Consider the following 23,812-nt stretch of genomic DNA (forward strand, 5'->3'; position numbering starts at 1 on the left):
TCAAACAAATATATTTCATAAAACCTCCATGTAAGCAGGACTGACAATATACCGTATATGAAGTAACAAGCCATAGCGGCTATAGCATCAGCCGCAAAATTTAGTCGTGGGTGTATCGATATACTGTTGTTTTGAAAAAATCAAAGTCAAAGTCGTGGGGCCTCACCCCACACCCGACCAAGGAGGACTACTCGTCCTATCCTCCTTACTAATGTTTTCACAAGCAGACAAGACGCCCCTAGCGAAGTTACATGCATTCGTTACTAGCTTCGTGCTTATTCGTAAATAGCTTACGCTTCCGATGGTACATCCTGTACCCCGAAAGCTACGCAGACATCCTGTCTGCGTCACGCTCTATCCTTTTAATAAAGAGTCTTCAACGCCCTTCTGCAACTTCGCAGAGGAGATGAACTTCTGAACCTCCGATTCAGGCTGTTAATCCCACAAGAGTTTTGCCAGCCCTATCATTCCTGTAAGAAAATTTAACAGTGGGTGTCTCGATAAACTCTTCTTTGAGCAAGTTTGGCACGAACCAATGGCTTATATATGTGCCTATTCAATCTTTACATAGCAAAATTTAACAGTGGGTGTCTCGATAAACCGTTTTTTATGCTAAAAGACTTAACATCAAAATCATGCAGCGCAGGCATCACAACTTCGGCCGCATCATTGAGCAATATTTGAATTTTTGTCATCTTTTCATCCAATAAACTTTAACGACCTAGATTTTATTTTGACTAGGTTTATTGAAGTATATATCTCGAAAAACTGTTTTGTTATTGTTATACAGCATTGATTTTATTTAATTAGTTTCTGCATAATTCAAGAACTAATCGGCGGAGATATGACTTCTAGCTATCGTATTCCCTAATTGCCTGCCGCAGGCTTTCGCACTGTTACACCAGTGACTCGCCGTGGATACGTCCTTGTAGGCTCTACTAAAACATCCATGTTTTAGAAGGTCACTGGTGCAACAATGCTTGATTTGGTGGAACCATTGATAGCCGAATAATGCCTGTCTTGACTTTTGATAGTTTAGATATGGGGCTATTCAATCTTTACATAGCCAAATTTAACAATGGGTGTCTCGATAAACTGGCAATAAATGATTTGTTAAATGCAAAATTTAAAGTCTGACTCAAGTACAACCAAACCACCATCTACATCTAGCTTTTGGACTGAACAGTGCCTCATACCAATTATATTGCTACCACTGTCATAAATCTCTGCAAGACTAACCTTTTCTCCTAACTTAAGCTTTGATAGCTCATTACTAGGCTCGCATAAAAATGACAAACTGTTTCCATCGCTTGATACAACCAGTCCTTTGATACTCAATCTATGTTGATCCGTGTAAATTTTGATGAGCTGTCCATTTGGTTTATTTTTTAGATATTTTGAAAGCTCCACTTCGCCTTTGATTGGCTCTCTTACAGACGAGTAAACATGCTTGTGCGCATTTGATATTGAGTAATAATTTAGATAAAAAATATGAGTTAATTCGTCATCATTAAATTCTAATATCGACCCAGTTAGAATTAAATCGCATGAAACATAAGCAATATAAGGCGTTAAAGGGAAAAAGAAAAAAGAACTTTCATGGGAATCTGACACGGAATGGTCAAGCTTTGCTTGAGGGATAACCCATTTTAGATCAGGCACATTTACATTTTTTCGAACAACAGGTGTATCTGAAGTAACAAATGGAAATCTAGTATTGTTATAGATGATGCATGCATTAGAATGAATAATACCGCCTAAATCAATCGTCGGAATTTGTTTTTTAACTACGTTTGCCAGTGTTGACGTGTATTGATTACCGCCTGATACCTCATCACACCATTTAGCAATTTGATCCCATGAGTTTTGCATAGAAGTGATGAATTTATCCACTCTTATGTACTGAATAGATGTGAAATACGATAGAAATGACATAGCTTCGTTGTCCAACTCGCGATTTATAACTTTTTGTAAATTCTTGCGATATAACCTTTCAATACCTGATAGAAAGTTTTCGATATATGGTTCATTTGGATTATCTTCTGGTAGGTTGTAATAGTAAGACTTTTTGAAAGTCTTATGATTTATTCCTCTCATCTTCCAACCAGAGTCCAGCGTATTTGAATTGACATAAACACCAGCTTCGAGCCTAGGATTATGCTTTGCAGCATCAGATATATCAGCGACAAAGGAGCTTAGATAGCAAGCTGGAACCAAATGTTGGTCTTTCTTATCCGCCACAAAACCTCCAATTCTTAAGAACGCATAATGGTTAAGATAACCGAGTTTATCGAAACTAACTGTTAAATTCTGCAACTTAAAGACAGAACTGGGATAGTTCAGATTAACAAGATACTCAGTGGTTAACGGGATTAAGCACTGACATGGAAGTGACCGTTGACGGCATGGATGCCGTCGTCGAGCCTATAGGGACATATTCACGGCGAGTCACTGGAATGACAGTGCTTAATCATTGTATTTGCATACCAATGATTAAACCTGATTTTGCTCTTTCATATCGCACTATGTTCGACAGACTCAATCAACGCCAGCTTTTGACTGCGGCTTAACTTTTTAACCGCGATTTCACGCTTTAGGGCATCACTGCGGGTGCCGACTTGCTCTTGATACATCAGGGTTAATGGCCCTTTGCCGCGCAGGTACTTTGCTGCTTTGGGGCTGCTTGATTGATGTTCATTAAATCGGCGTGCGACATCTGTGGTGATGCCGGTGTATAAGTGGCCATTGGCGCAGCGGATAAGATACAGATACCACGTTGATGCTTGTTCAATCTCTGATGTTGCGCCTTGCTCCGAAGTCACAGCTTGCTCAGCACCTAGCGCTTCTGGCTTGCTAGAAAGCGGAGCTTGGTTAACAGCTTGCGCTTGGCTAGCCCCTTTTTGGGGGCTAGCCGAGGGAGTTGAATTAGCGGCTTCTATCACTAAATCGGTCACCCGTTGGCGCCTACTTAGTCATGCCGAGCAGACTTAAGAAGAAGGCATATTCCTGTGCCGTGTCTTGGTACTGGCGGTAACGACCACTCTTGCCACCGTGGCCAGCATCCATATCGACATGGAATAACAACACCTTATCGTCCAGTTTGTACCATTTATTTTGCACTTCGCGCAGTTTTGCTACCCATTTCGCTGGCTCGAAATACTGCACCTGTGAATCATGCAAACCTGTGGTCACCAATAGGTGGGGATACTCATGGTCGGCAACATTGTCATAGGGCGAGTAGCTGAGCATATAGTCGAAATAGGTTTTGTCGTTTGGATTACCCCATTCATCGTACTCGTTGGTAGTGAGCGGAATCGACTCATCGAGCATGGTCGTGACCACATCCACAAAGGGCACGTGTGCCGCAATGGCAAAGTACTTTTCAGGCGCCATATTGGCAATCGCGCCCATTAGCAGCCCACCAGCACTGCCGCCAGAGGCCACCACTTTATTTTTATCACCATAACCTTGCTCGGTTAAGGCCGTAGTGACATCAATAAAGTCATTAAAGGTATTCTTTTTATTGAGTAATTTGCCCGCATCGTACCAAGGGCGGCCTAACATTTCGCTGCCGCGCACATGGGCGATGGCATATACAAAGCCACGGTCGAGCAGACTGATCACCGATGAAGAAAAGTCAGGCTCAACAGTGTAACCATAGGAACCATAACCATATTGGTACAGAGGGTTGGTGCCGTCTTTCTTGAACTTATCCTTACGATACACCAAGGACACTGGCACCTTAGCGCCATCGCGGGCGGTGACAAATAAACGTTCGGCGCGGTATTGACTGGCATCGAAGCCGCCGAGTACTTGTTCCTGCTTAAGCAGATCGCGTCTATCGGGATTGCTTAAGTGGTACTCATAAATCGCCTCGGGCGTGGTCAGGCTAGAGTAGAAAACCCGTAACTTATCACTATCTTGCTGGGCATTAACATCTAAACCCAGCACATAAGCGGGTTCATCGAAACTCAGCTCAAAGGGCTTTTGGCCATTGAATGGCATCACTTTAATGCGTGTCAGGCCATTTTCACGGGTTTGAATGATCAGGTAATCCTTCAGCACCAGCTCATCTTCAAGCCGCGCATTGGGATTGTGAGCAACTACTTCCTGCCATTTGGATTTATCGGCGGCATCCTTAATCGCCACTTTCATCAAACGGAAGTTAGTCGCCTGCCAGTTGGTGAGAATGTAATAACTGTCACCCAGCTTAGAGACACTGTATTCATGGCCTTCTTCCCGCGCAAGCACAGGTTTGAACAGGCTTAAAGGATCGTTTGCATCCAGCACTGACACTTCGCTGGTTGTGGTGCTCTCGTGGAACAGCACGATTTGCGACTCATCTAAACTCTTGCCGAGGGAGATGTAATAAGCATCATCTTGCTCCTCATACACCAACACATCGCTCGATTGTGGTGTGCCGAGTTCGTGGCGATACACGCGGTAACCCAGCAGGGTTTGCAGATCTTTGGCGATATAAAACACATGGCGATTATCATTGCCCCAAACGATGCGTCCCTCTGTGTTTTCAAGCACATCGGTGATCATGGCGCCGGACTCAATATCTTTAAAATAGATGTTATATACGCGGCGGCTTAACACATCTTCACCGAAGGCCAACATGGTTTCATCTGGGCTGACGCTAACGCCACCTAAACCATAAAACTCATGGCCCTTGGCGCGTTCATTCACATCGAGCATCATTTGCTCAACCCCGTCACTGCCTTTGCGGGCGATCAGCGGATATTCGCTGCCCTCTTGGTAGCGGCGGTAATAGCTATGCTGGTGCCATTGGTACGGCACACTCGACTCATCGGCCACTAAGCGCCCAGTCAGCTCGTTAAACAACCCGTCTTGCAATGACTTAAGCGGCTTAAAGTAAGCTTGGGTATAACGATTCTCAGCCTTAAGGTGCGCTAATACCTTAGGATCTTGGCGTTTATCGTCGCGCATCCAATAGTAGTCATCGGTGCGAGTGACGCCGTGCAAGGTCATCACATGGGGAATTTTTTCCGCAACGGGCGCAGAGACTTGCCCTTTTGGAGTGGAGCAACCGGGTAATAGCATAGCAAGACCTAAAGTAAGCAGCAGAGTGCGCATGTATACGTCCTTGTGACGTTCAAACACCATCGTGGGGCACGACGGCAAGCCAATAAGTAAATGTGCCGGATATGATATACCCAAGCTAGCTCAAGTTGCGAGTTTCCTAAAGATTGCGCTTGCTTAAGGATCCCAAGGCATTGTGCGCTTGCGCAAACATTGCCCAATTTCAGGCGCGATGTTATTGCTATCACCATTAATTAGGCGCAACATAACCGCGTTTTTAGGCCAAAGCCTATCAACAATTCTCAGGGCGGGGTGAAACTCCCCACCGGCGGTAAATAGTGAGGTGAATAAATTTCCCCACACTAAAGCCCGCGAGCGCCCGAACGCAATTCGGGGTCAGCAGATCTGGTGCCCTAGCTTGTCTCGCCATGGTTAATGCCTATCGAGCGCTACTATTCCAGAGCCGACGGTAATGGACTGTTTGCCGCAAGCAACAGTACTGAGTCCGGATGGAAGAGAATGTAAGACAACACTTGGATAATTGGCATTAACTTGAGCTAAGTATCCCTGCTGTTAGCCTCATATTTTGCAATCACGTTTTTAAGCCTGCGCTTAAAACGGGTCGATTGCTACAGCACAATCCCCTTTAGGGTAATGGCTGTATTTCTGCACGCCCTGATTCTGGATATTCCCATGTCGTATTTTTGAAGGATATTAACCATGAATCAGTCTTTACTTGCTCCTTTTGGTACTGCTATCGAACGCGTTGAAGCGGGTCTTGCTGCCCTGCGCCAAGGCCAAGGTGTGTTGGTGGTCGATGACGAAGATCGGGAAAACGAAGGCGACTTAATTTTTGCCGCCGAGTCACTGACCAATGCGCAAATGGCCATGCTCATTCGCGAATGCAGCGGTATCGTGTGTTTGTGTTTACCGGACGAAAAGGTCAAAGCCCTTGAGCTACCACCTATGGTCGAAAACAACTCGAGCCAATATGGCACAGCGTTTACCGTGAGTATCGAGGCTAAAGTGGGCGTAACCACTGGAGTTTCGGCCGCTGACCGTGTCACCACCATTAAAACCGCCATCGCCGACAATGCTAAGCCAAGCGATTTAGCTCGCCCAGGCCATGTGTATCCGCTGCGCGCTCAACCCGGCGGCGTGTTAACTCGCCGTGGCCACACCGAAGGCACTATTGATTTAATGCAACTGGCCGGACTCAAGCCCGCAGGCGTGTTGTGTGAAGTCACCAATCCCGATGGCACTATGGCGCGTCTGCCGGAAATTATCGCCTTTGGTGCAGCGCATAAAATGCCTGTACTGACGATTGAAGATATCGTGGTTTACCGTAAGTCGTTATTAGCCAATGTAGGCTAAATTTGGCCCCATAAACAGGATGCAATTTAAAGGACGCGTGCGAAGGCCCGCGTCCTTTTTTATTTAACTTCGATAAAACACTTTGGTTAAGTATCAAATCACGCTAGATATCACAGACAGCAAAACAATTTATCTGCTAGGAGAAAATTTCATCAATAAAAATATAATCTTAGGTGTATATAATAAATAGCTGAATTTCGTGAGCTAGATTAGATATCCATAAACCAAGGGTCGCGAGCGACAGACTTGTATGTTAAATATTCGCACCCAGTGCCTGACCTTCCGCTTTCACCCCATCAAGGAAATTCCTTGATTTTTTATGTCTCAAATCTGGCCAATTGAGGAGTAAGTTTGTATGCCATCCACGCTACAGCATCTCAGCTTGAAACAGAAACTGATTCTGTTTTCGCTGCTACCTTTGCTGATGATGAGTATTTTTGTGCTGTCGCGAATGTATGTACTTGTGAAAGAGTATCGCTTTGCCACTCAAAACCATTTGGCAATACAAACTACTTCAAAAATCAATGAATTACTCTATCAACTTCATAACGAATATGGATTAAGTACCCAATTACTCCCAGCCACTACGCCTCAAGATGAAACTCGTCTATTGCAACAGCAACAACTGACCTCTGATGCACTAGAAGCACTGCTTAAAAGTCCGGCTTTGCTTGCGTTGAATACTGCGTTAAGTGGCCAACTAGCATCGACCCAGTTACAGGAAAAACTGACGAGTTTAACGCTGCTAAGTCATAAATTGGCATCGAGCCGCCAAGAAGCGCTCGATCAACACCCATCTGCATTTATCGATTTATATCAACAATTTAATTCTGAATTAATGCAGTTAATCCAACAACTGCAATTACTCACCAATGATATTAATCAATCAAGAGCCTACGCAGATTTACTGAATCTACTGATGGTGCAAGAGTTGGCAGTGAAAGAACGCAGCGCCATCAATCGTATGTTGTTGTCAGAAAGCCTCAGCATTAATGACTACAAAGCCATCAATACCATTATGTATGAATATGGCCAAGCCATCTCCCATGCCAGCAATGCCTCAATATCTGACAGACATTCCCTCATCCGCCAGATACAAGCCTCACCGGAAAGCTTGCGAATACTTAAAATCAGTCAACAAATTGAGCAACAGATCCATATCAGCACGTTAGTACAAAGCATCAACGCCCATCTGGGTTACGATGGGTTAATCGATAGTTTTCAAGATTACTTATTAACGGGTAGCCTGATATCGCTTGAGAAGTTCAATCAATCCTTAGCCACGATTCAGCAAAAAATCGCAGAACTCAACCGCGAAACAATCAACCTGCCTTCACTTGCGCCTGCGGTACAGATTATCGAAGAGAGTATCAACCAGTATCAATTCTGCATGTCCAAGATCTTACAATTAAAAGATCAAAAACTATCGCTCGCTGAAATCACCGCCCTTGCTCACATCAACAATACCGATCTCACTAGCGCCATTGATAAATTATTAATGCCTCCCCACCCAGTGAGCAGCAAACACTGGTGGACATTAACCACAGATAGAATCAATAAGCTGAACGCGCTCAGTAATGAAATCACGCGTACCATGGCTCGCCAGAGTAATGAACAACAACAGCATGCGCTAACCTTATTAGGTATTTATCTGCTCTCCGCCTTATTTACCGCCACCATCACCCTGTGGCTAGGGCGGAAAATTATTCGTAGCTTTATGGATAAAATCACCCAAATTGCTAATGATATGCAGCGAATGGCCGCCGACCCTGAGTTGAATATTCATATTGATGTGTCAGGCTCAGATGAACTTGCGCGGATGTCTCGGGCGATGAACCGTATGCTGAGCGAGCGCCAGAAAGCGAATCAAGCGCTTAATCGGGCCGCGGCGGTCTTTAACTATTCGGCCGAAGGCATTATGGTGACGGATGCCGATAACCATATCGAATTAGTTAACCCCGCCTTTAGCCAGATCACAGGCTATAGCTTAGAAGAGGTGAAAGGCCGAAGCCCTTCAATTTTAAGCTCAAAACGCCATACCAGCCATTTCTACACCACCATGTGGGAAGCATTAGAAAAAAACGGCAAATGGGAAGGCGAAATCTGGAATAAGCGCAAAGATGGCCAAGTGTATCCCGAGTATCTTGCGATTACAGTGGTGCGTAATGAACGGGGTGAAATAATCCAACATATTGGTTTGTTTATGGATATCAGTAAACGTAAGCAATATGAACAGGATCTGTGGTATCAGGCACATTTCGATACGCTCACCGGACTACCGAATCGCAAACTCTTTAATGAGCGGCTGCAGCATGAAATCCAGCTCGCCCAACATGACTCCCGTAAACTGGCGATTCTGCTAATTGATTTAGACCAATTTAAATATATTAATGACGTACAAGGCCACGCCACAGGCGACTTATTATTACAAGATGTGGCCAAGCGACTGGAAAATATTGCTGGTAAAACCGACTTTGTCGCCCGCATCGGCGGGGACGAATTTGTGCTTATCCTTCCCCGTGTCACCAATGAATTTGCGATCGAGCATATGGCAAGCCATATCATCGAAACCCTGTCGACGCCTTTTAGCTTGAATGAACGGGAAATTCAAATTTCTGCCAGCTTTGGGATTGGGGTTTACCCAGAAGATGGGCTAGATGTCAGCTCGCTGACCCGCAACACCGAAATGGCCATGTATCAGGCAAAAGACGCCGGCCGCAATAACTTCAAATACTTCACCTCAGGAATGAACCAAGCCATGTTTGCCCGTATGGAGCTTGAACAGCGGCTACGCCGTGCCGTGGCACAGAATGAGTTTACGCTGCACTATCAACCGATTGTGGAGATGAAAACGGGTAAAGTATGCAGTGTTGAAGCGCTGATCCGCTGGCAAGACCCTGATTTAGGCTTAATCCCTCCTGACCAGTTTATTGGCATCGCTGAAGAAACAGGACTTATCGAACCTATGGGGGAATGGGTGCTCAACCAAGCGATGCACGACCTCAGACAATGGCAACAACTTGGCTTACACCTTAACGTGGCTATCAATGTTTCAAGCCGCCAATGTGTGAATGCTCGAGGTTTAGGATTTGATCAAGTGCTGCAAGAATGCTTTAACCGCCACCATATCAACCCAAGAAACGTGCATATTGAGATCACCGAAAGCATGCTGATGGGCGATGCTAGCCATTGCTTAACCACCCTAGAATCCATTCGTCATTTAGGCTCGCAGATTTATATCGACGATTTTGGTACTGGCTATTCATCCTTGAGTTATTTGAAGAAATTCCCTATCTCTGTGATAAAAATCGATCGCAGCTTTGTGGAAAATGCTCTGAGCAATAGCTCAAATACTAATTTAGTGAAAGCCATCGTGATGATGGGACAAAGCCTTGAAATGGAACTCGTGGCCGAAGGGATTGAAACCGAAGCCCAATGGAATCTACTGCGTGATTTAGGTTGTCACTACGCCCAAGGCTATTTGATCTCTAAGCCCCTGCCATTTGCAGCCATTACGCCGCTGCTAAGCCAAACACTACCGGCATTATTACAGCAGCAAGAACCGCGCGAAAAGTGCGTAAATGCTTAATAGATTGACCCAAACCCTGATTTTTGCCCATAAAAAACAGCCTAGGCTGCTTTTTTATGGGCAAAGATGTTGCGCTTAAGCCTGCGGTTGGCTTTGAGCATTCATAATACTTTCGCCGCCCTTTGAGGCTAATTTGGCAAGATCTTTATCAATAAAGAACAGCGCTTTGCCATCTTCACCCACTAAACGGATCTTATCGACAATCGACTTAAACAGCTTTTCTTCTTCATGCTGTTCAGCCACATACCATTGCAGAAAATTGAAGGTTGAATAATCTTGATTCGAAAATGCAGTGTGGGCTAACGCGTTAATCTGACGAGTAATTAACTGTTCATGCTCATAGGTCAGCTCGAATAACGCCAGCAGAGAATCGAACTGTGACTGAGGTGCTGCAATGGCGCCCAATAGAGGTAAACCACCGGTTTCACTCACATAGGTGAACAAACGGCGCATATGGCCCATTTCTTCATCTGCATGTTCGCGCATAAATTTTGCTGCGCCTTCAAAGCCTTGATCTTCACACCATGCACTCATTTGCAGGTATAAATTAGAGGAGAAAAACTCCATATTAATTTGTTCATTCAACTTTTCGATCATGGTTGCAGACAGCATAGTTAATCCTCTTGGGCATTCGCACTTAAATCATCGGCTCACATTGTCATGAAGGGCGGCAGCAAAAGCAACAAAATTTACCTTTGTTGACTTAGCTAAGTTAATGATTCATTGATAAAAATGATTTTCATTTGTTCATAGAATCGCGTTTAGTACCGCACGAACGTTACTGCAAACTCAAGTATAAAAAGAGTAAACCTTAGGCAACACTTAAGGAAAACTACCTAACAAATCACATAAACTCCTATGCAGATCATAGCCAAGCAAGCGCAGCGTGGCATAATAGCTCCCATATTTGCTCCAACCCTTTGCCCATAAGGAAGACCCGATGTCCGTGAAAGCCGATCCTTGTTCGCAACCTAGCTTAATGCATCCAGATCAAGCCATTCCCCTTCTGCTTGAGCAGGTTAGCCCAGTGTCAGACACCGAAGTCGTTACACTTCCCCACGCGCTTGGCCGTGTGTTAGCAGAGGACTTGGCCTCGTGTATCGATTTACCCCCCTTTGATAACTCATCAATGGATGGCTACGCTTTTCGCTTTGCCGATTTAAACAGTCAAACCGAGCACACCACATTAACCCTGATTGGTAGTTCCTTCGCAGGCCATGGCTTTGAGGGTGAAATTATCCCCAACTCCTGCGTGCGCATTATGACGGGCGCGCCAGTGCCTGCGGGTTATGACACAGTGCAAATGCAGGAAGAGACCCAAGCACAGGGCAATCAAATCCAAATCAATCACCCTAAGGCTAAGGGCGCCAATGTGCGTTGCCGCGGTGAAGAGCTGTTGCAAGGCTCTAAAGTGCTTAAAGCGGGCATCGAAATTAAAGCCGCCGAACTCGGCGTATTAGCCACCATTGGCGTGAGTCAGGTGCGGGTTTACCGCCAACTCAAGGTCGCGTTTTTCTCCACAGGGGATGAGCTGCGCCCCGTGGGCAGCGACTTAGCGCCAGGGCAAATTTACGACTCCAATCGCTATTCAATCCAAGGGTTACTCAGCCGTGCCAATGTGGAATGGCTGGATTTAGGGGTTGTCGCTGACGATCCAGAGGCGATTCGTCATGCATTTCGCCATGCTGCGAGCCAAGCGGATATGGTATTAACCTCGGGCGGCGTATCCGTCGGTGAGGCAGATTTTACTAAGCAGATCCTTGATGAAGAAGGCAAAATCACCTTCTGGAAACTCGCCATCAAACCAGGTAAACCCTTCGCCATGGGACGCATAGGCAAAGCAGTATTCTGTGGTTTACCGGGTAATCCTGTGTCCTCTATGGTGACATTCTATAAGCTGGTGTGGCCAATTCTAAACAAGATGCAGGGCTTAACCCCAAAAGCGCCACTGATGTTATCGGCTACCCTGACGACACCAGTGCGTAAACAGCCCGGCCGCGTTGAGTATCAGCGCGGTATTTTATCCCGCAATGCACAGGGCGAGCTGGAAGTCGCCATTACAGGCAGTCAAGGGTCGGGTATGTTGACCTCGATGAGTCTGGCTAACTGCTTTGTGTTGTTAGAACAGTTCCAAGGTGACTCGCCAGCGGGCACAAAAGTCACGGTTGAACCCTTTAACAGCGTGCTTTGCTAAGGTCTTTTTATGAATCAACAAGTAGACATCCTTAGCGATAGCGAACTCACCCGCTACAGCCGCCAAATCTCGATCAAGGCGATGGATATCGATGGCCAAGAACGCTTAAAACTCGCCAAAGTGTTGATGATTGGCGCCGGCGGTTTAGGCTGCGCGGCGGGGCAATATTTGACCGTTGCGGGTATTGGCGAGATGACCTTAGTCGATTTCGATACGGTTGAGCTCTCTAACCTACAGCGCCAAGTGCTGCATCAGGATGCCACTATTGGCCAACCTAAAGTCGAGTCGGCCAAGCAGCGCCTTAATCAGCTCAATCCTCACGTTAAAATCAATACCATCAATGCGGTATTGGATGACCATGAGATCGATGCCTTAGTCGCCAACCACAGTATCGTGGTCGATTGCACTGATAATGTCAGCGTACGTGAACAATTAAATAAAAGCTGTTTTAAGCACAAGATCCCACTGATTTCTGCCGCCGCCATCCGCATGGAAGGCATGGTCACCGTATTTGACTATCAAGCGCAAACGCCTTGTTATCATTGCTTTAGTTCACTTTTTGGCGAGCAGCAACTCAGCTGTGTCGAATCCGGTATTCTTGCGCCCGTCGTCGGTACGGTCGGCTGCTTGCAGGCGGTTGAAGCAATCAAAGTCATCACGGGTATGGGCAAAACACTGGCAGGACGAATGCTGATGATCGATGCCATGACCATGGAATTTCGCGAGATGAAATTACCCAAGCACCCTCACTGCAAGATATGTGGTGAGTAGCACATTAACCTTTAATATTCAGCACGCTTTTTACAATTAAGGAATGACAAATCAAATGGATACTGAAAATAGCGTATTTGACCGCCGCACAACCGATGACCCCATTATAGGCGCGGGTGTCTATAACTTAGTGATTGGCTTAACCCTCGTCTGGGGTTTTGCCGTGAACTATATGATGGTCAGTTATATCGACCCCGAGGCGATTGCCAGCGTGAATCCGTGGGTGTTCTTTATCGGTTACTTTGCCTCCTGCTTCTTGGGGATTTATCTGTTCCAATCTTCAACTAATCCCCTCGTCAGCTTTATTGGCTATAACTTTGTAGTCGTGCCCTTTGGCCTGATTATTAATATGGTTGTCAGTCAGTACGATCCCGTATTAGTTACCGAAGCGATTAGAATAACTGGCCTAGTCACGATTGCCATGATGTGTTTGGGCACCCTGTTTCCAGCTTTTTTCCAAAAAATATCTGGGGTACTCACCATCGCATTACTATTGGTGATAGTGGTCGAACTAATTGAAATATTTATCTTTAATACCCATCACGGCATTTTAGATTGGATAGTTGTGCTGATCTTTTGTGGCTATATTGGCTACGATTGGGGCCGCGCGAACCAAATCCCGAAAACCGTCGATAACGCCGTCGATAGCGCCGCCGCTTTGTATATGGATATCATCAATCTATTTCTGCGTATTTTGCGGATTTTAGGACGAAAATAAGTCACTCAATGACAAGGAAAACAGCATGAAACTAACCTCACCACTGTTAATCGGCCTCATCATCGGCACCAGCTTAATCGGCTGCGGCGAGAAAACCGAGCCAGCAACAAACGCTCAGGCTGAAACAAAAACGGAAGCGAAAGCACAAATCGCCAACCCGGCATCAAAGTATTGCGCCTCCCTCGGTGGCATATCGGAAATCCAAAGAACCGCAGAGGGGGAACACGGTATGTGTACCTTGCCAAACGGTGAACAGATTGAAGAGTGGGCGCTATTTCGCCGCGACCATCCACAGGAAAAGCCCAGTAATTGAGGCTGAGTAAAAAAGCAGGCGCACTCGGCGCCTGTTGTTTTATGTCCCGCTGACGATCTGATTTCGCCACTGCAAACGTTTAGCCTGCGAATGGAAACTCCATGCGAGCACCCGAGTCACCTTATTACCCTGCTGCATCTCAATGGTTTTAACGGTATCAACACCCAACTTTGCCAATGCTTGATAGCAAGGTTTAAGATTTTCCTGCTTTGACACTAAACTGGTAAACCACAGACACTGCTCGGCAAACGCTTGGCTCTCGCGGATCATTGTGGCTAAAAATTGCCTCTCTCCGCCTTGGCACCATAACTCCGCCGCTTGACCACCAAAGTTTAAGGTCGCGCTGGTCGCTTTAGGCTGTTCACCGCGATTAAGTTGCAGATTACGCACCTTGCGCAGCGAGCCTTCGCTAGCTTCTTTTAACGAGCCATGAAAGGGAGGATTGCACAGAGTTAACTCGAAGCGGTCAGATGCCTGAATGATCCCCTTAAAGACCGACTTTTCATCCTGCTGCTGCCTTAAGGATAAGTGCCCCTGCAAACTCGGGTTATTGTCGATAATCCGCTGCACATTGGCTAGCGACTCGGCATTGATATCCGAGGCGACAAACTGCCAGCCATACACTTGATGCCCTAGGATGGCATAAACGCCATTCGCCCCAGTGCCGATATCTAAAACGCTAACTTGTCCAGCACGCTGGACGGGGGCGCCTTCGAACAACAGATCAGCCAAGTAGTGCAGATAATCAACTCGTCCGGGGATTGGTGGGCACAGCGCGCCCTTAGGAATATCCCAAAACGCCAGCCCATAATGATGTTTCAAAAGGGCCGCATTGAGGGTTTTCACCGCCAAGGGATCGGCAAAATCGATAGATAAGGCGCCGTATGGCGTTGGCCGAACAAAGGTTTTTAGCTTAGGGTAACTCGTCATCAACGCCGAAAAGTCATAGCCGTGAGCATGCAAATTACGCGGGTGTAAGGTCTTTCTCTCAACGCCCTGTTTTGGCTTGCTCATCGCTTTAGCGGGGGCAATATTTGGTTTTGCTGATTTTGCTGATTTTGCTGATTTTGCCACAGGTGGCTTAGGCGTGCTTGGTTTGCTGCGTTTTCCTGTGGGTGACATCGCAGGCTTAGCGGCAATTTTAACGATGGGCTTTGACATAATGATGGTTCAACAAGAGCGGGCCAATCCAAAGATCGGCCCTTAGCCTATTGGCTGGATTAATCGTAAAGATAAGAGGTAAACAGTAGATTGACTACTATTGGTTTACCCGCTTCCTTGGTCAGCAGATTATTGACCATATCAAAGCATTCACGGCGGATTTCTTCACGGCCAGTAAGAGACTTAATTTTTTCTTCGGCTTGGTTACCCAGCACCTCAATAATGGCGGCACGCAACAGTGGATCATGGCGCTCAACGATCACTAAATCATCGGGACTCTTTACCATCAGCTCAACACTGATCTTTACAAACCCGAGCTTTTTGCGGTTTGAAATATAGTTAGTCACAATTTCGGGCTCAAACCCGTAATAGGCGAAATCCCCAGTAGGGGGTGGAGCTTTCTCGTCGGCTGCATATGCGCTAAACACAGCACTAAGCAAAATCAGGCAGGCTGATAATAATTTTTTCATCGCGGTTTACAGCTCCCTAAAAACAATAATGGTCAATGGAAGAAACTTCCCAATCTATCTGGTAGACTGCCGACGTTTGCTTATATTGTAACGAGTATTTAATGAATGTGACCAGCTTAAGCTTTCCCTATGGCGAATCTATTCAATGGTTTTGTGCCGATAATGCCAAAAATCTTCCCGCTTCTCCCCTTAAGGAATGGTTACTGGCGCCAGGAAGCCTGACGCAAAAACTCAAAACCTGCTGCGATAAGTTTGAAGTAAAAATCCTTGGTGAAGGCCAATGTGCCCCGCTCGAAGGGGAATATCCTAAGCAAAACACCGTTTGGGTGCGCGAAGTGTTACTCTGCCTCGATTCTGTACCTTGGGTATTTGCCAGAACCTTGATCCCTCAGTCTTTGTTATCGACACGCCAAGCCGATTTTTTAGGCCTAGGTACACGCCCACTCGGCGAATTATTATTTAGCCAAGATAGCTTCATTCCTGGTCGCATTGAAATCGCCCAATTTGACACCGATAGCCGCCTTGCCCTGCTCGCCCAAAGTTTAGCGCAAAACGTCGAGCATGAACTTTGGGGTCGACGCCGATATTTTCACCATGACGAAGAGGAAATGTTTGTCAGTGAAATGTTCCTTCCGGCCGCTGTACAAGCGATGGCGAGGCTACAACCCTAGCACTCTTAAGCTAAAACAAAAATGCCTCTATATCAGAGGCATTTTTCGTTAGAACAATCCCTTCTTATTGGCGCTGGCGGCACCATGCAAAACCACCGAGCAACATCAGGCTTAGCCAACCTAGACTGCCACCACCGCCACTACTTGGGGTTTCGCCTGGCGTCGTTGGCTCAGATACGGTAACACTTGAACTGCTGCTGGCAGTGGCATTTTGTGTATCTTTCACCGTCAGTGTCACTGTGTAAGTACCCGTCTGAGCATAAGTGTGGGAAGGCGATGCCGAAGTGCTTGAGGTGCCATCGCCAAAGTTCCATGTATAACTTAGGCTACCAACGCCACCTGCCGAGGTATTGCTAAACTTCACCGTTAGCTGGTTGGCAATGACGCTAAAGCCAGCAGTTAAGGGCAAGCTCATCACCACCGTTTTCGTCGCGGTGGCAATTGCGCCTTTTGCATCGGTTACCGTTAAGGTCAGCGTATAAGTTCCAGCGCTCGCGTAGGTATAACTCGCCGATGATGAATTACTCGTCGCTCCGGCAACGCCAAAATCCCAAGCATAGGTGTAAGCACCCTCGCCACCATCAACCACTGCGGCCACGGTGGCGGTTAAGGCATTTTGGCTCAGATTTATTGCCGCAGTTAACGGAGCTAACGCTGGATCGGCATTCGCATTGGCTAAACGAATTACCGCGGTGCGGTTATCGCTGGCCTGAGAGACCACTTGCATCGTCAACCCAAGTTGTTGCAGTTGCATGCCAGACTGAGGTTGTAGTGGTGCGCTGTAATCCAAACTATCATCAAAAAGACTGACCGCATCGAGGTTATTGTCCCCAGAGTAAGCTGTTTGTTTTACCATGCTAAAAGCCGCATCACGGATTTGTTCATCGGTAGAAAGAGTGCCAATCATATTCTGGTCAGCATCAATCACACCTATCAAGCTACGGCCGGGATGATCCGATACATTGTTATCGCTGTAACTGGCATTCTCTAGCCATAGCAGTACACCAGGATCAAACCCTTTACTCTTTAAGCCCGCATCGACACCATTATGGCTACGTAATTGAATAAGGTAACGGGATGCGGCGCCAGGGCGAGTACTGGTAATGCGGCTGTAACCCACAAGAGCCGCTTTACCAGCCACCTCAGCATTATCGGCATACCGCTCAGTTACGCCCTGTTTAATGCTGATATTGTCGATAGTAATCCCCGACTCAATTGCCGCCTCATCGGTCACATAGGTAAATTCAATGGTGACACTCTTACCTGCATAGGCTGACAAATCATATTCCAAGGCAACCCAAGCATCGCTGCCCACTGCGGTAGAGATGTCTGATGACTTACCAGTGATAATATGTCGGGCATTGTTAATTGCGTTGATCGACTTAGTGTAATTACCCGCAATCGCCGTACCATTAACCTTAACTTGCATATAGTCATAGTCAGTCTCAATTGCCCAACTCGCCTGCAAAGAGAGTGTGAGTTTTTCGCTGGTGCTAGGCAAGGTTGTGGTAAAGCTCATACTGTTTGTCAGCATGTTACCTTGACCAGAGTAGTACTGGTAACTCCCTTGATAAGGTGCTTTAAAGACAATTTGTGCCGCAGGAAGCGGTATCGATATTTGATTCACGGCATCTTGGTTTATCGCCTGATTAAGCGTAATTTCCATACCCGATTTAGGAATACTGTCTAAAGTAATCTCACGCTCGTTAAGCCACTTACCTTTATATTTTGTCTGTAAATACGAACGTGCGTAGGGGCTAAAACCACTCGGCTGCGCACCAGGAATAGCCCCTGTCCAACTGCCTCCCGACATTAAGGACCAATAACCAACAGGTGAACCATCTTTGTTAGCGTTGTCTGTAGTGTCGTACTCATCGGGCAGCCCAAGATCATGACCAAATTCATGGGTACAGACCCCAGTCGCGGCATCGATCGGTTGGATAGTGTAACCAAAGAGTTTTTTGCTCGAGCCCGGTAAAGTGTAACCTTGAGTACCTTGATCCACGTAATAACGGTGCGACCAAATAGCGTTTGCTCCTAACTTACCACCACCAGTTTCTTCCCCAATGCTGGAGTGGAAAATCATCACATGATCAATAATGCCATCGGCTTCATTTAAGTTACCGTTATCATTTAAATCATATGGGTCTTCAATATCATAGGTTGCAAGCTCTGCAGCTGACATATTCGCTACGGCTAGCGATACTGCTTCTTTAACCAGTTCAGTCACATTAACATCGTTGCCAGTGTCAGCATCATTAGCGCCATAGTAATCAGCATTTTGGCTAGCGGTATACCAACCTTTAACGTCACCACTAAAGAAGAAGGTTTTGCCCGAAACGGCTTGGTAATACTGATAGGCCGAATCTAAAGTTTGCCCCTGCGGGCCACTAAAACCAGCCGTAGAGAAGAGTAAATTCTTGTAGTGAGAAGCAGGATAACTCGAGTAATACATGTCGGTATCACTCGCTGTTAAGCCATTGTTATTATATTTTAAATCTGGAAAATCAATCAGCACGGTTAATACCTTAACCGTTTTAGTCACATCTGCATCCGCTAAAACACGCTGTGCGGGTGCACGCATCACCGCTGATGTTTTGGCTTTTTGCAGGCGTTCATGCTCAGCCTCAATCACCATTCTAGGCTCTTTAGGCTGTGCGAAACTTGCGCGAGCAATAAAGGCTTCAACGGCCGCTTGCTTAACGCTATCGCTGGCATCCTCTGAGACTTCACCCCGCTTAATCAGCCAATAGAGGATCCGCTCTTTATTAATGACTCCTGCATCCGCTGGCGTGTGATTGGGCGCAGCAATACTCGCGCCACTCAGCAAGGCCAACATCAATCCAAACGCTGTGATACTCTTTGTACTTCGCATTACCGTCTTCCTTCCGTCACAATCTGCGCTGTTATAGCCAAGCTATTTTTTAAGGCTAGTGCCTATTTGCTCTATGGCAAGTTTGTTTATTGGTTGTCTTCCCTCATCGGAAAGCCAACTTCAATGGGATGTGAAAACATATCAGGACACCAAGAGTGTAACAACTTGATACAGATTGGAAGGTGATGGTTTTTATACTTTTGTCAGCGTTGGTTCAGCAAGCATCCTCAACAGCGATTTTTTGCCATAAAAAAACCGCATTAACGATGTAATGCGGTTTTTGATAACTTGATGCAATACGCTTACCCAGCAGTTTTCATATAGTTTGATACTCCATCGAGGAACATTTGTACCGATATCATTACCAGCACCATCCCCATCAAACGTTCAACAGCCGTTAACCCTTTTTCACCCAACATACGGGTAAAGAGCTTATAAAACATTAAGATAACCGCACTCGCGCCCCAAGCTGATACGAGAGCAATAGTCCAATCCCCCATACGTGAGCTATCGGTATGCGCTAGTAAAATGAGCGCGGCAAGAATAGATGGTCCCGCCATTAATGGTATCGCCATCGGCACGATAAATGGCTCCTCCCCTGCTGCAAGGCCAACCACACCACCCGGCTGGGGGAAAATCATCCGAATCGCGATCAGAAACAAAATAATCCCACCGGCAATACTGACCGATTCAGATCGCAGATTTAAGAAACTTAAGATGGCTTCGCCGGCATACAAGAAGGCCAACATGATCACTAATGCAAAAATGAGTTCACGAATCAAAACCCTACGACGTTTTTTAGGATCAATATGCCGTAAAATCGACGCGAATATCGGTAAATTACCGAGGGGGTCCATGATGAGAAACAACATTACCGCAGCAGAAAATATATCCATTTAACTTTATCAACGTCTAAGCCAACATGAGCACATATTGTATAACTTTTTCGCGTTACAGATGTGAAAAATTATCTAGAAAATTCCTTAAGATGGATTATGAGTGCCGTTTCATGATCCTCTAGCGGCTTTTTACCTATCATCCATAAGCCATTGAGTCGTTGATTCATTTTTACTACAAGCCACAGCACAACATCTCGCTTGAGTAAATTGCCTGTAAGTCACTGCTCATTTAAATTACAACTGGTATACTACAGCGTTTTTTCAGCCAATTTTCGTGGAATACATGCTCTATCTTCTTGCTAGTTGTCTCGCACTCTTAATCGGGCCACTGTTTTACCGCTACTTTGCATCAGGCAGCGGATTGCAGAAGGGACTTGATGGCTTTATTTTCGTCTCCTTAGGCGGATTAGTGCTGATCCATATTCTGCCTGAACTTCTCGAGCATGGCGGCCTGCTGGCCATCGTCTTTGTAGTACTCGGCCTGTGGGGACCCACAGCCAGTGAACGCTTATTCCACCGCTACTCAGAAATTACGCATAATTTTGCCCTTTTTCTTGGCATTAGTGGCTTATTGCTGCACACCATCACAGATGGGAGCGCTATGGTATTAGCCCAAAATGAGGGCAACTCTATTTTGTTAGCCTTGGGCGTTATACTCCATCGTCTCCCTGTCGGTTTTGCTATTTGGTGGATACTAAAACCTCATCTTGGAGCTCGTTGGACGCTGGTTATTTTTGCCGCCATTATGCTATTCACGAGTATTGGCTATTTTGCTAGCGAACAGCTTTTATCACACATGAGCATAGATAAAACCGTTTATTTACAAGCTTTTGTGACAGGCTCGATTCTGCATGTGGTGTTACATCAGCCACATGGTCAACAGGAAACAGATAAACAAGGCCAGTATGAATATCAGGCGGGTATCGGCAGTTTGCTCGGTATTGGTTTATTAATGATGCTGTTATTGATGGATTCTGGCGGCCACGAACATGCCCATCACGACCACAGTACAGAGCAGCTAACAACATGGCTAATGACCATAGCGCCAGTGCTATTACTCAGTTACGCCGTAGCAGCACTAAGATTCCAGCTTGGTTTAACACCACAGGACAATAGCCTCGCCCGTCGTTGGTTCCAACGTTTAGCAGGCCCAGAAGCCCTAGTACTGACGGCGCTATTGCTTGGCCCTTGGTTAGCGCTGTTTCAACTCTTAGTCGTCTTGATCATGAGTGCCTATTTAGCCTATGCGCGGGTCGATATTACCGATCCCCATACTAAATTACCAAGCCAAACCCTGCGTTTTGGTTTCGCCCATTTGGTTGATCGCAGCGCACCTTGGGTGCTCCTCAGCTTGGTATTAGTTAACTTGATTGGTCACCCTTCGGTACCGTTAAGTAACCCTATATTACAGATTACCGTGCTATTGCTGGTATTTTTACCGATGCGCTTCTGCAATTTAGGTGCGGCCGTATTGTCAATCGCCTTAGCCTATAGCGGCTGGAGTCCGCTGGCCATCGTATTGCCTTTGATTGCCGCTCCGGTGTTGAATATCGCTCAACTTAAGCTTATGGGTTGGTCGCAACGGGGGATTTTGCTGGCAATTATTGCCATAGCCCTCGTTGCTGCCCTTAAGTTGCCCATGTGGTTCTCGTTGTTCACTCTACCAGAAGCCATTAACCTCACGGCACTGCTGATCTTATCAGCCTTATTTGCAGCCAGCTTACTGCGCCTCGGGCCTCGTAAATTCTTGCGCCGCTTAATGATGTTAAAACCTGTGGCCCACGGCCATAAACACAGCCATGATCATGCGCACGCGCATGCTAAAACAGCCGAAACATCACATGTGCACGGGCATGGCCACTCTCATTCACACGGTCAGACTAGCGGCCACAGCCATCCCCATAGCGATAAGCACCAGCACTAACACTGTTCATTTGCCGACAGACAGGCTAAGTTAACCCCATCTTTGGATAAACTTAGCCTGTTATGTGCATACTTTTCGTCGCCCTTAATACTCATCCCCAGTATCCACTGATTATTTGTGCGAATCGGGATGAGTTTCACCACAGGCCTACTGCACCTGCACAGTTTTGGCCGCCTGAGCAGAATATGCTCGCGGGCAAAGATTTACAGGCGGGCGGCACTTGGTTTGGGGTGAATAAGCAGGGACAAATTGCCGGAGTTACTAACCTCAGGGTGGCTCAAAAATCCCAAGAGCCGATGCGTAGCCGTGGCGAACTTGTCATTCTGGCATTAAGTTCGGGCTCGCTGATCTGCCCTAACTGGCTTGTGGAACACGCTGAAAATTATCAACCCTTCAATCTCGTGTTTGGCCAAGGGACTCATCTCTACTGCTTTAACAGTCTTAAACGGGAAACAGTAAAATTAACCACAGGATTCCACGCGATTAGCAATGGCGCGCTCGATGATATTTGGCCGAAAATGGCTAAAGGCCAGCGCTCGCTCGAGGCTCTTATTCAACAATCGGGACCGCTTGAGCTAGAGTCACTTATACAGTTGATGCAGGATGATTCTCGGCCACAGGATCACGAGCTACCCGACACTGGCGTCGGGCTAGAGTGGGAACGCCGACTCGCGGCGATTTATATTTGCCACCCAGACTATGGCACTCGTTCCACCAGCATTTTGCTACAAAATGCCCAAGGGGAAGTTCAGTTCACTGAGGTGAGATACGATGGCAAGGGACGACGTTTGGGACAACAGGATTTTCACTTCACCCTACCGTCCCAATTACCGCAACAGCCCGACTGCTTAGCCGATTTTTAGTATATCAGTCAGAGCTGTGATCCATAGTGATCACCCAACGGTCATCAATTTTTTCCACCAGCAAGGTAAATACGCCTGTCGGGCTATCCTTTTGCCGCTTTAAATCCCAGCGACCCACCACCATTGCGGCGTAGTTGCTGAGCATTTTGATTTCTTTGATGGTGAACTTCAGCTCTCCTAGTGCCTCTTTATCGGGATAATTTTTCTTATAGGCTGCAAGCGTTTCTTCCCAGCCGTAACGAAACTTACCGTTTGAGACAAATCTAAGCTGCTCACTCTGCCAATAACCCTGCATGTAAGCATCAAGATCACCGCGATTCCACGCATCTTCCTGACCTTTTAACATTTGGGTAATCTCATCAGTTGGCACCGCACTTACCTGCCCAACAAATAGCAGCAAAAGCGCCGCGAGAGACTGCAAAATGGGTTTTCTTATCAATCCTTGTCGCAACATAGTACCGCTCCCTCACAATCAGGTTAGACTGTATTATCAGTATTTCGGCCCAGACTATCTTGTCTAAGTCGATTTATAATTAAAAAAAGCTAATGATATTATTCATTTTTCAACTCTGGGCACCACACTATGTTTACACATTTATGCCGCTGGCTACTCAAAATTTCAGGCTGGCAAATCCAAGGGGAACTCCCCAATCAAGCCAAATACATTGTCATTGTCGCACCACACACCAGTAACTGGGACTTTATTATTGGAGTACTCGCCCGCGGTGCATTGGCTACGCGCATCCACTTCCTTGGTAAGCATCAATTATTTATTCCACCTTGGGGTTGGTTCTTCCGACCGATTGGTGGTAGCCCAGTTGATAGACGTAAAAACAATAACTTAGTGGATTCTGCGGTGCAACTGTTTGCCACCCAGTCCGAATACAAACTGGCACTCGCCCCCGAAGGAACGCGCAGCCCTGTACCCGTTGGAAATGCGGCTT

Annotated in this window: 17 protein-coding genes, 2 pseudogenes and 1 riboswitch; of the genes and pseudogenes, 10 read left to right on the forward strand and 9 right to left on the reverse strand. The window is 46.4% G+C overall.

Annotation, left to right across the window (positions count from 1 at the left end; all coding sequences use genetic code 11):
* Positions 1 to 1,113: 1,113 nt before the first annotated feature.
* The 3 genes from SHEWPOL2_RS07960 to SHEWPOL2_RS07970 form a co-directional block, all read right to left on the reverse strand.
* Positions 1,114 to 2,241: a DUF4238 domain-containing protein gene (locus tag SHEWPOL2_RS07960; RefSeq protein ID WP_037427546.1), complete on the reverse strand. Its 1,128-nt coding sequence runs from the start codon at positions 2,239 to 2,241 to the stop codon at positions 1,114 to 1,116.
* A gap of 272 nt (positions 2,242 to 2,513) precedes the next feature.
* Positions 2,514 to 2,954: a GIY-YIG nuclease family protein gene (locus SHEWPOL2_RS07965; protein ID WP_037427547.1), complete on the reverse strand. Its 441-nt coding sequence runs from the start codon at positions 2,952 to 2,954 to the stop codon at positions 2,514 to 2,516.
* Positions 2,955 to 2,964: 10 nt separating this feature from the next.
* Positions 2,965 to 5,100, reverse strand: a complete 2,136-nt coding sequence (locus SHEWPOL2_RS07970; protein ID WP_037427549.1) for an oligopeptidase B — start codon at positions 5,098 to 5,100, stop codon at positions 2,965 to 2,967.
* A gap of 240 nt (positions 5,101 to 5,340) precedes the next feature.
* Positions 5,341 to 5,571, forward strand: a riboswitch (FMN riboswitch).
* Positions 5,572 to 5,766: 195 nt separating this feature from the next.
* Between SHEWPOL2_RS07970 and ribB the strand changes: the two genes are divergently transcribed.
* Both ribB and SHEWPOL2_RS07980 read left to right on the forward strand, forming a co-directional pair.
* Positions 5,767 to 6,420 carry a 3,4-dihydroxy-2-butanone-4-phosphate synthase gene (gene ribB, locus SHEWPOL2_RS07975; RefSeq protein WP_037416362.1) on the forward strand — a complete coding sequence of 218 codons (654 nt, stop codon included), beginning with the start codon at positions 5,767 to 5,769 and terminating at the stop codon, positions 6,418 to 6,420.
* A 355-nt stretch (positions 6,421 to 6,775) separates the two neighbouring features.
* Positions 6,776 to 10,009, forward strand: a complete 3,234-nt coding sequence (locus SHEWPOL2_RS07980; protein ID WP_037427551.1) for an EAL domain-containing protein — start codon at positions 6,776 to 6,778, stop codon at positions 10,007 to 10,009.
* 75 nt (positions 10,010 to 10,084) lie between these two features.
* Here SHEWPOL2_RS07980 and ftnA read toward each other — a convergent pair whose 3' ends face one another.
* On the reverse strand, positions 10,085 to 10,621 hold the full coding sequence (ftnA, locus tag SHEWPOL2_RS07985) for a non-heme ferritin (protein WP_037416358.1): 537 nt from the start codon (positions 10,619 to 10,621) through the stop codon (positions 10,085 to 10,087).
* A 328-nt stretch (positions 10,622 to 10,949) separates the two neighbouring features.
* Here ftnA and glp point away from each other — a divergent pair, with 328 nt between their 5' ends.
* Genes glp through SHEWPOL2_RS08005 form a run of 4 tightly spaced genes read left to right on the forward strand, consistent with a single transcriptional unit; the run spans position 10,950 to position 14,005 of the window.
* Positions 10,950 to 12,203, forward strand: a complete 1,254-nt coding sequence (gene glp, locus SHEWPOL2_RS07990) for a gephyrin-like molybdotransferase Glp (protein ID WP_037427552.1) — start codon at positions 10,950 to 10,952, stop codon at positions 12,201 to 12,203.
* A 9-nt stretch (positions 12,204 to 12,212) separates the two neighbouring features.
* Entirely contained in the window at positions 12,213 to 12,974 is a 762-nt protein-coding gene (gene moeB, locus SHEWPOL2_RS07995; protein WP_037427553.1) for a molybdopterin-synthase adenylyltransferase MoeB, read from the forward strand.
* Between the two features lie 55 nt (positions 12,975 to 13,029).
* Positions 13,030 to 13,692, forward strand: coding sequence for a Bax inhibitor-1 family protein (locus tag SHEWPOL2_RS08000; RefSeq protein ID WP_037427555.1), 663 nt, complete (start codon positions 13,030 to 13,032; stop codon positions 13,690 to 13,692).
* A gap of 25 nt (positions 13,693 to 13,717) precedes the next feature.
* Positions 13,718 to 14,005 carry a DUF333 domain-containing protein gene (locus tag SHEWPOL2_RS08005; protein WP_037427557.1) on the forward strand — a complete coding sequence of 96 codons (288 nt, stop codon included), beginning with the start codon at positions 13,718 to 13,720 and terminating at the stop codon, positions 14,003 to 14,005.
* Positions 14,006 to 14,044: 39 nt separating this feature from the next.
* Here the strand turns inward: SHEWPOL2_RS08005 and rlmF are convergent.
* A pseudogene (gene rlmF / locus SHEWPOL2_RS08010) lies at positions 14,045 to 14,998 on the reverse strand (23S rRNA (adenine(1618)-N(6))-methyltransferase RlmF); the annotation flags it as partial.
* Positions 14,999 to 15,225: 227 nt separating this feature from the next.
* Complete coding sequence (locus tag SHEWPOL2_RS08015) at positions 15,226 to 15,636, reverse strand: flagellar basal body-associated protein FliL (protein ID WP_037416344.1); 411 nt, start codon at positions 15,634 to 15,636, stop codon at positions 15,226 to 15,228.
* Positions 15,637 to 15,737: 101 nt separating this feature from the next.
* Here SHEWPOL2_RS08015 and SHEWPOL2_RS08020 point away from each other — a divergent pair, with 101 nt between their 5' ends.
* Positions 15,738 to 16,307, forward strand: a complete 570-nt coding sequence (locus tag SHEWPOL2_RS08020) for a chorismate lyase (RefSeq protein WP_037427561.1) — start codon at positions 15,738 to 15,740, stop codon at positions 16,305 to 16,307.
* Between the two features lie 64 nt (positions 16,308 to 16,371).
* On the opposite strand, the gene SHEWPOL2_RS08025 is transcribed toward SHEWPOL2_RS08020, so the two are convergent.
* Entirely contained in the window at positions 16,372 to 19,182 is a 2,811-nt protein-coding gene (locus SHEWPOL2_RS08025) for an immune inhibitor A domain-containing protein (protein ID WP_037427563.1), read from the reverse strand.
* Positions 19,183 to 19,484: 302 nt separating this feature from the next.
* Positions 19,485 to 20,078, reverse strand: a complete 594-nt coding sequence (locus SHEWPOL2_RS08030; protein ID WP_037416335.1) for a YhgN family NAAT transporter — start codon at positions 20,076 to 20,078, stop codon at positions 19,485 to 19,487.
* A gap of 286 nt (positions 20,079 to 20,364) precedes the next feature.
* Here SHEWPOL2_RS08030 and SHEWPOL2_RS08035 point away from each other — a divergent pair, with 286 nt between their 5' ends.
* Positions 20,365 to 22,005 (forward strand): metal transporter, encoded by a 1,641-nt coding sequence (locus SHEWPOL2_RS08035; protein ID WP_037427565.1) that lies wholly within the window; start codon positions 20,365 to 20,367, stop codon positions 22,003 to 22,005.
* Positions 22,006 to 22,067: 62 nt separating this feature from the next.
* On the forward strand, positions 22,068 to 22,868 hold the full coding sequence (locus tag SHEWPOL2_RS08040; RefSeq protein ID WP_037416330.1) for an NRDE family protein: 801 nt from the start codon (positions 22,068 to 22,070) through the stop codon (positions 22,866 to 22,868).
* A gap of 4 nt (positions 22,869 to 22,872) precedes the next feature.
* Here the strand turns inward: SHEWPOL2_RS08040 and SHEWPOL2_RS08045 are convergent, their stop codons facing one another.
* Positions 22,873 to 23,322 (reverse strand): nuclear transport factor 2 family protein, encoded by a 450-nt coding sequence (locus tag SHEWPOL2_RS08045; protein ID WP_037416327.1) that lies wholly within the window; start codon positions 23,320 to 23,322, stop codon positions 22,873 to 22,875.
* Between the two features lie 129 nt (positions 23,323 to 23,451).
* Between SHEWPOL2_RS08045 and SHEWPOL2_RS08050 the strand changes: the two are divergent.
* Positions 23,452 to 23,812 (forward strand): annotated as a pseudogene (locus SHEWPOL2_RS08050) (1-acyl-sn-glycerol-3-phosphate acyltransferase); the annotation flags it as partial.

The sequence above is a fragment of the Shewanella sp. POL2 genome (genome assembly GCF_000282755.1).
GTDB lineage: Bacteria > Pseudomonadota > Gammaproteobacteria > Enterobacterales > Shewanellaceae > Shewanella > Shewanella xiamenensis.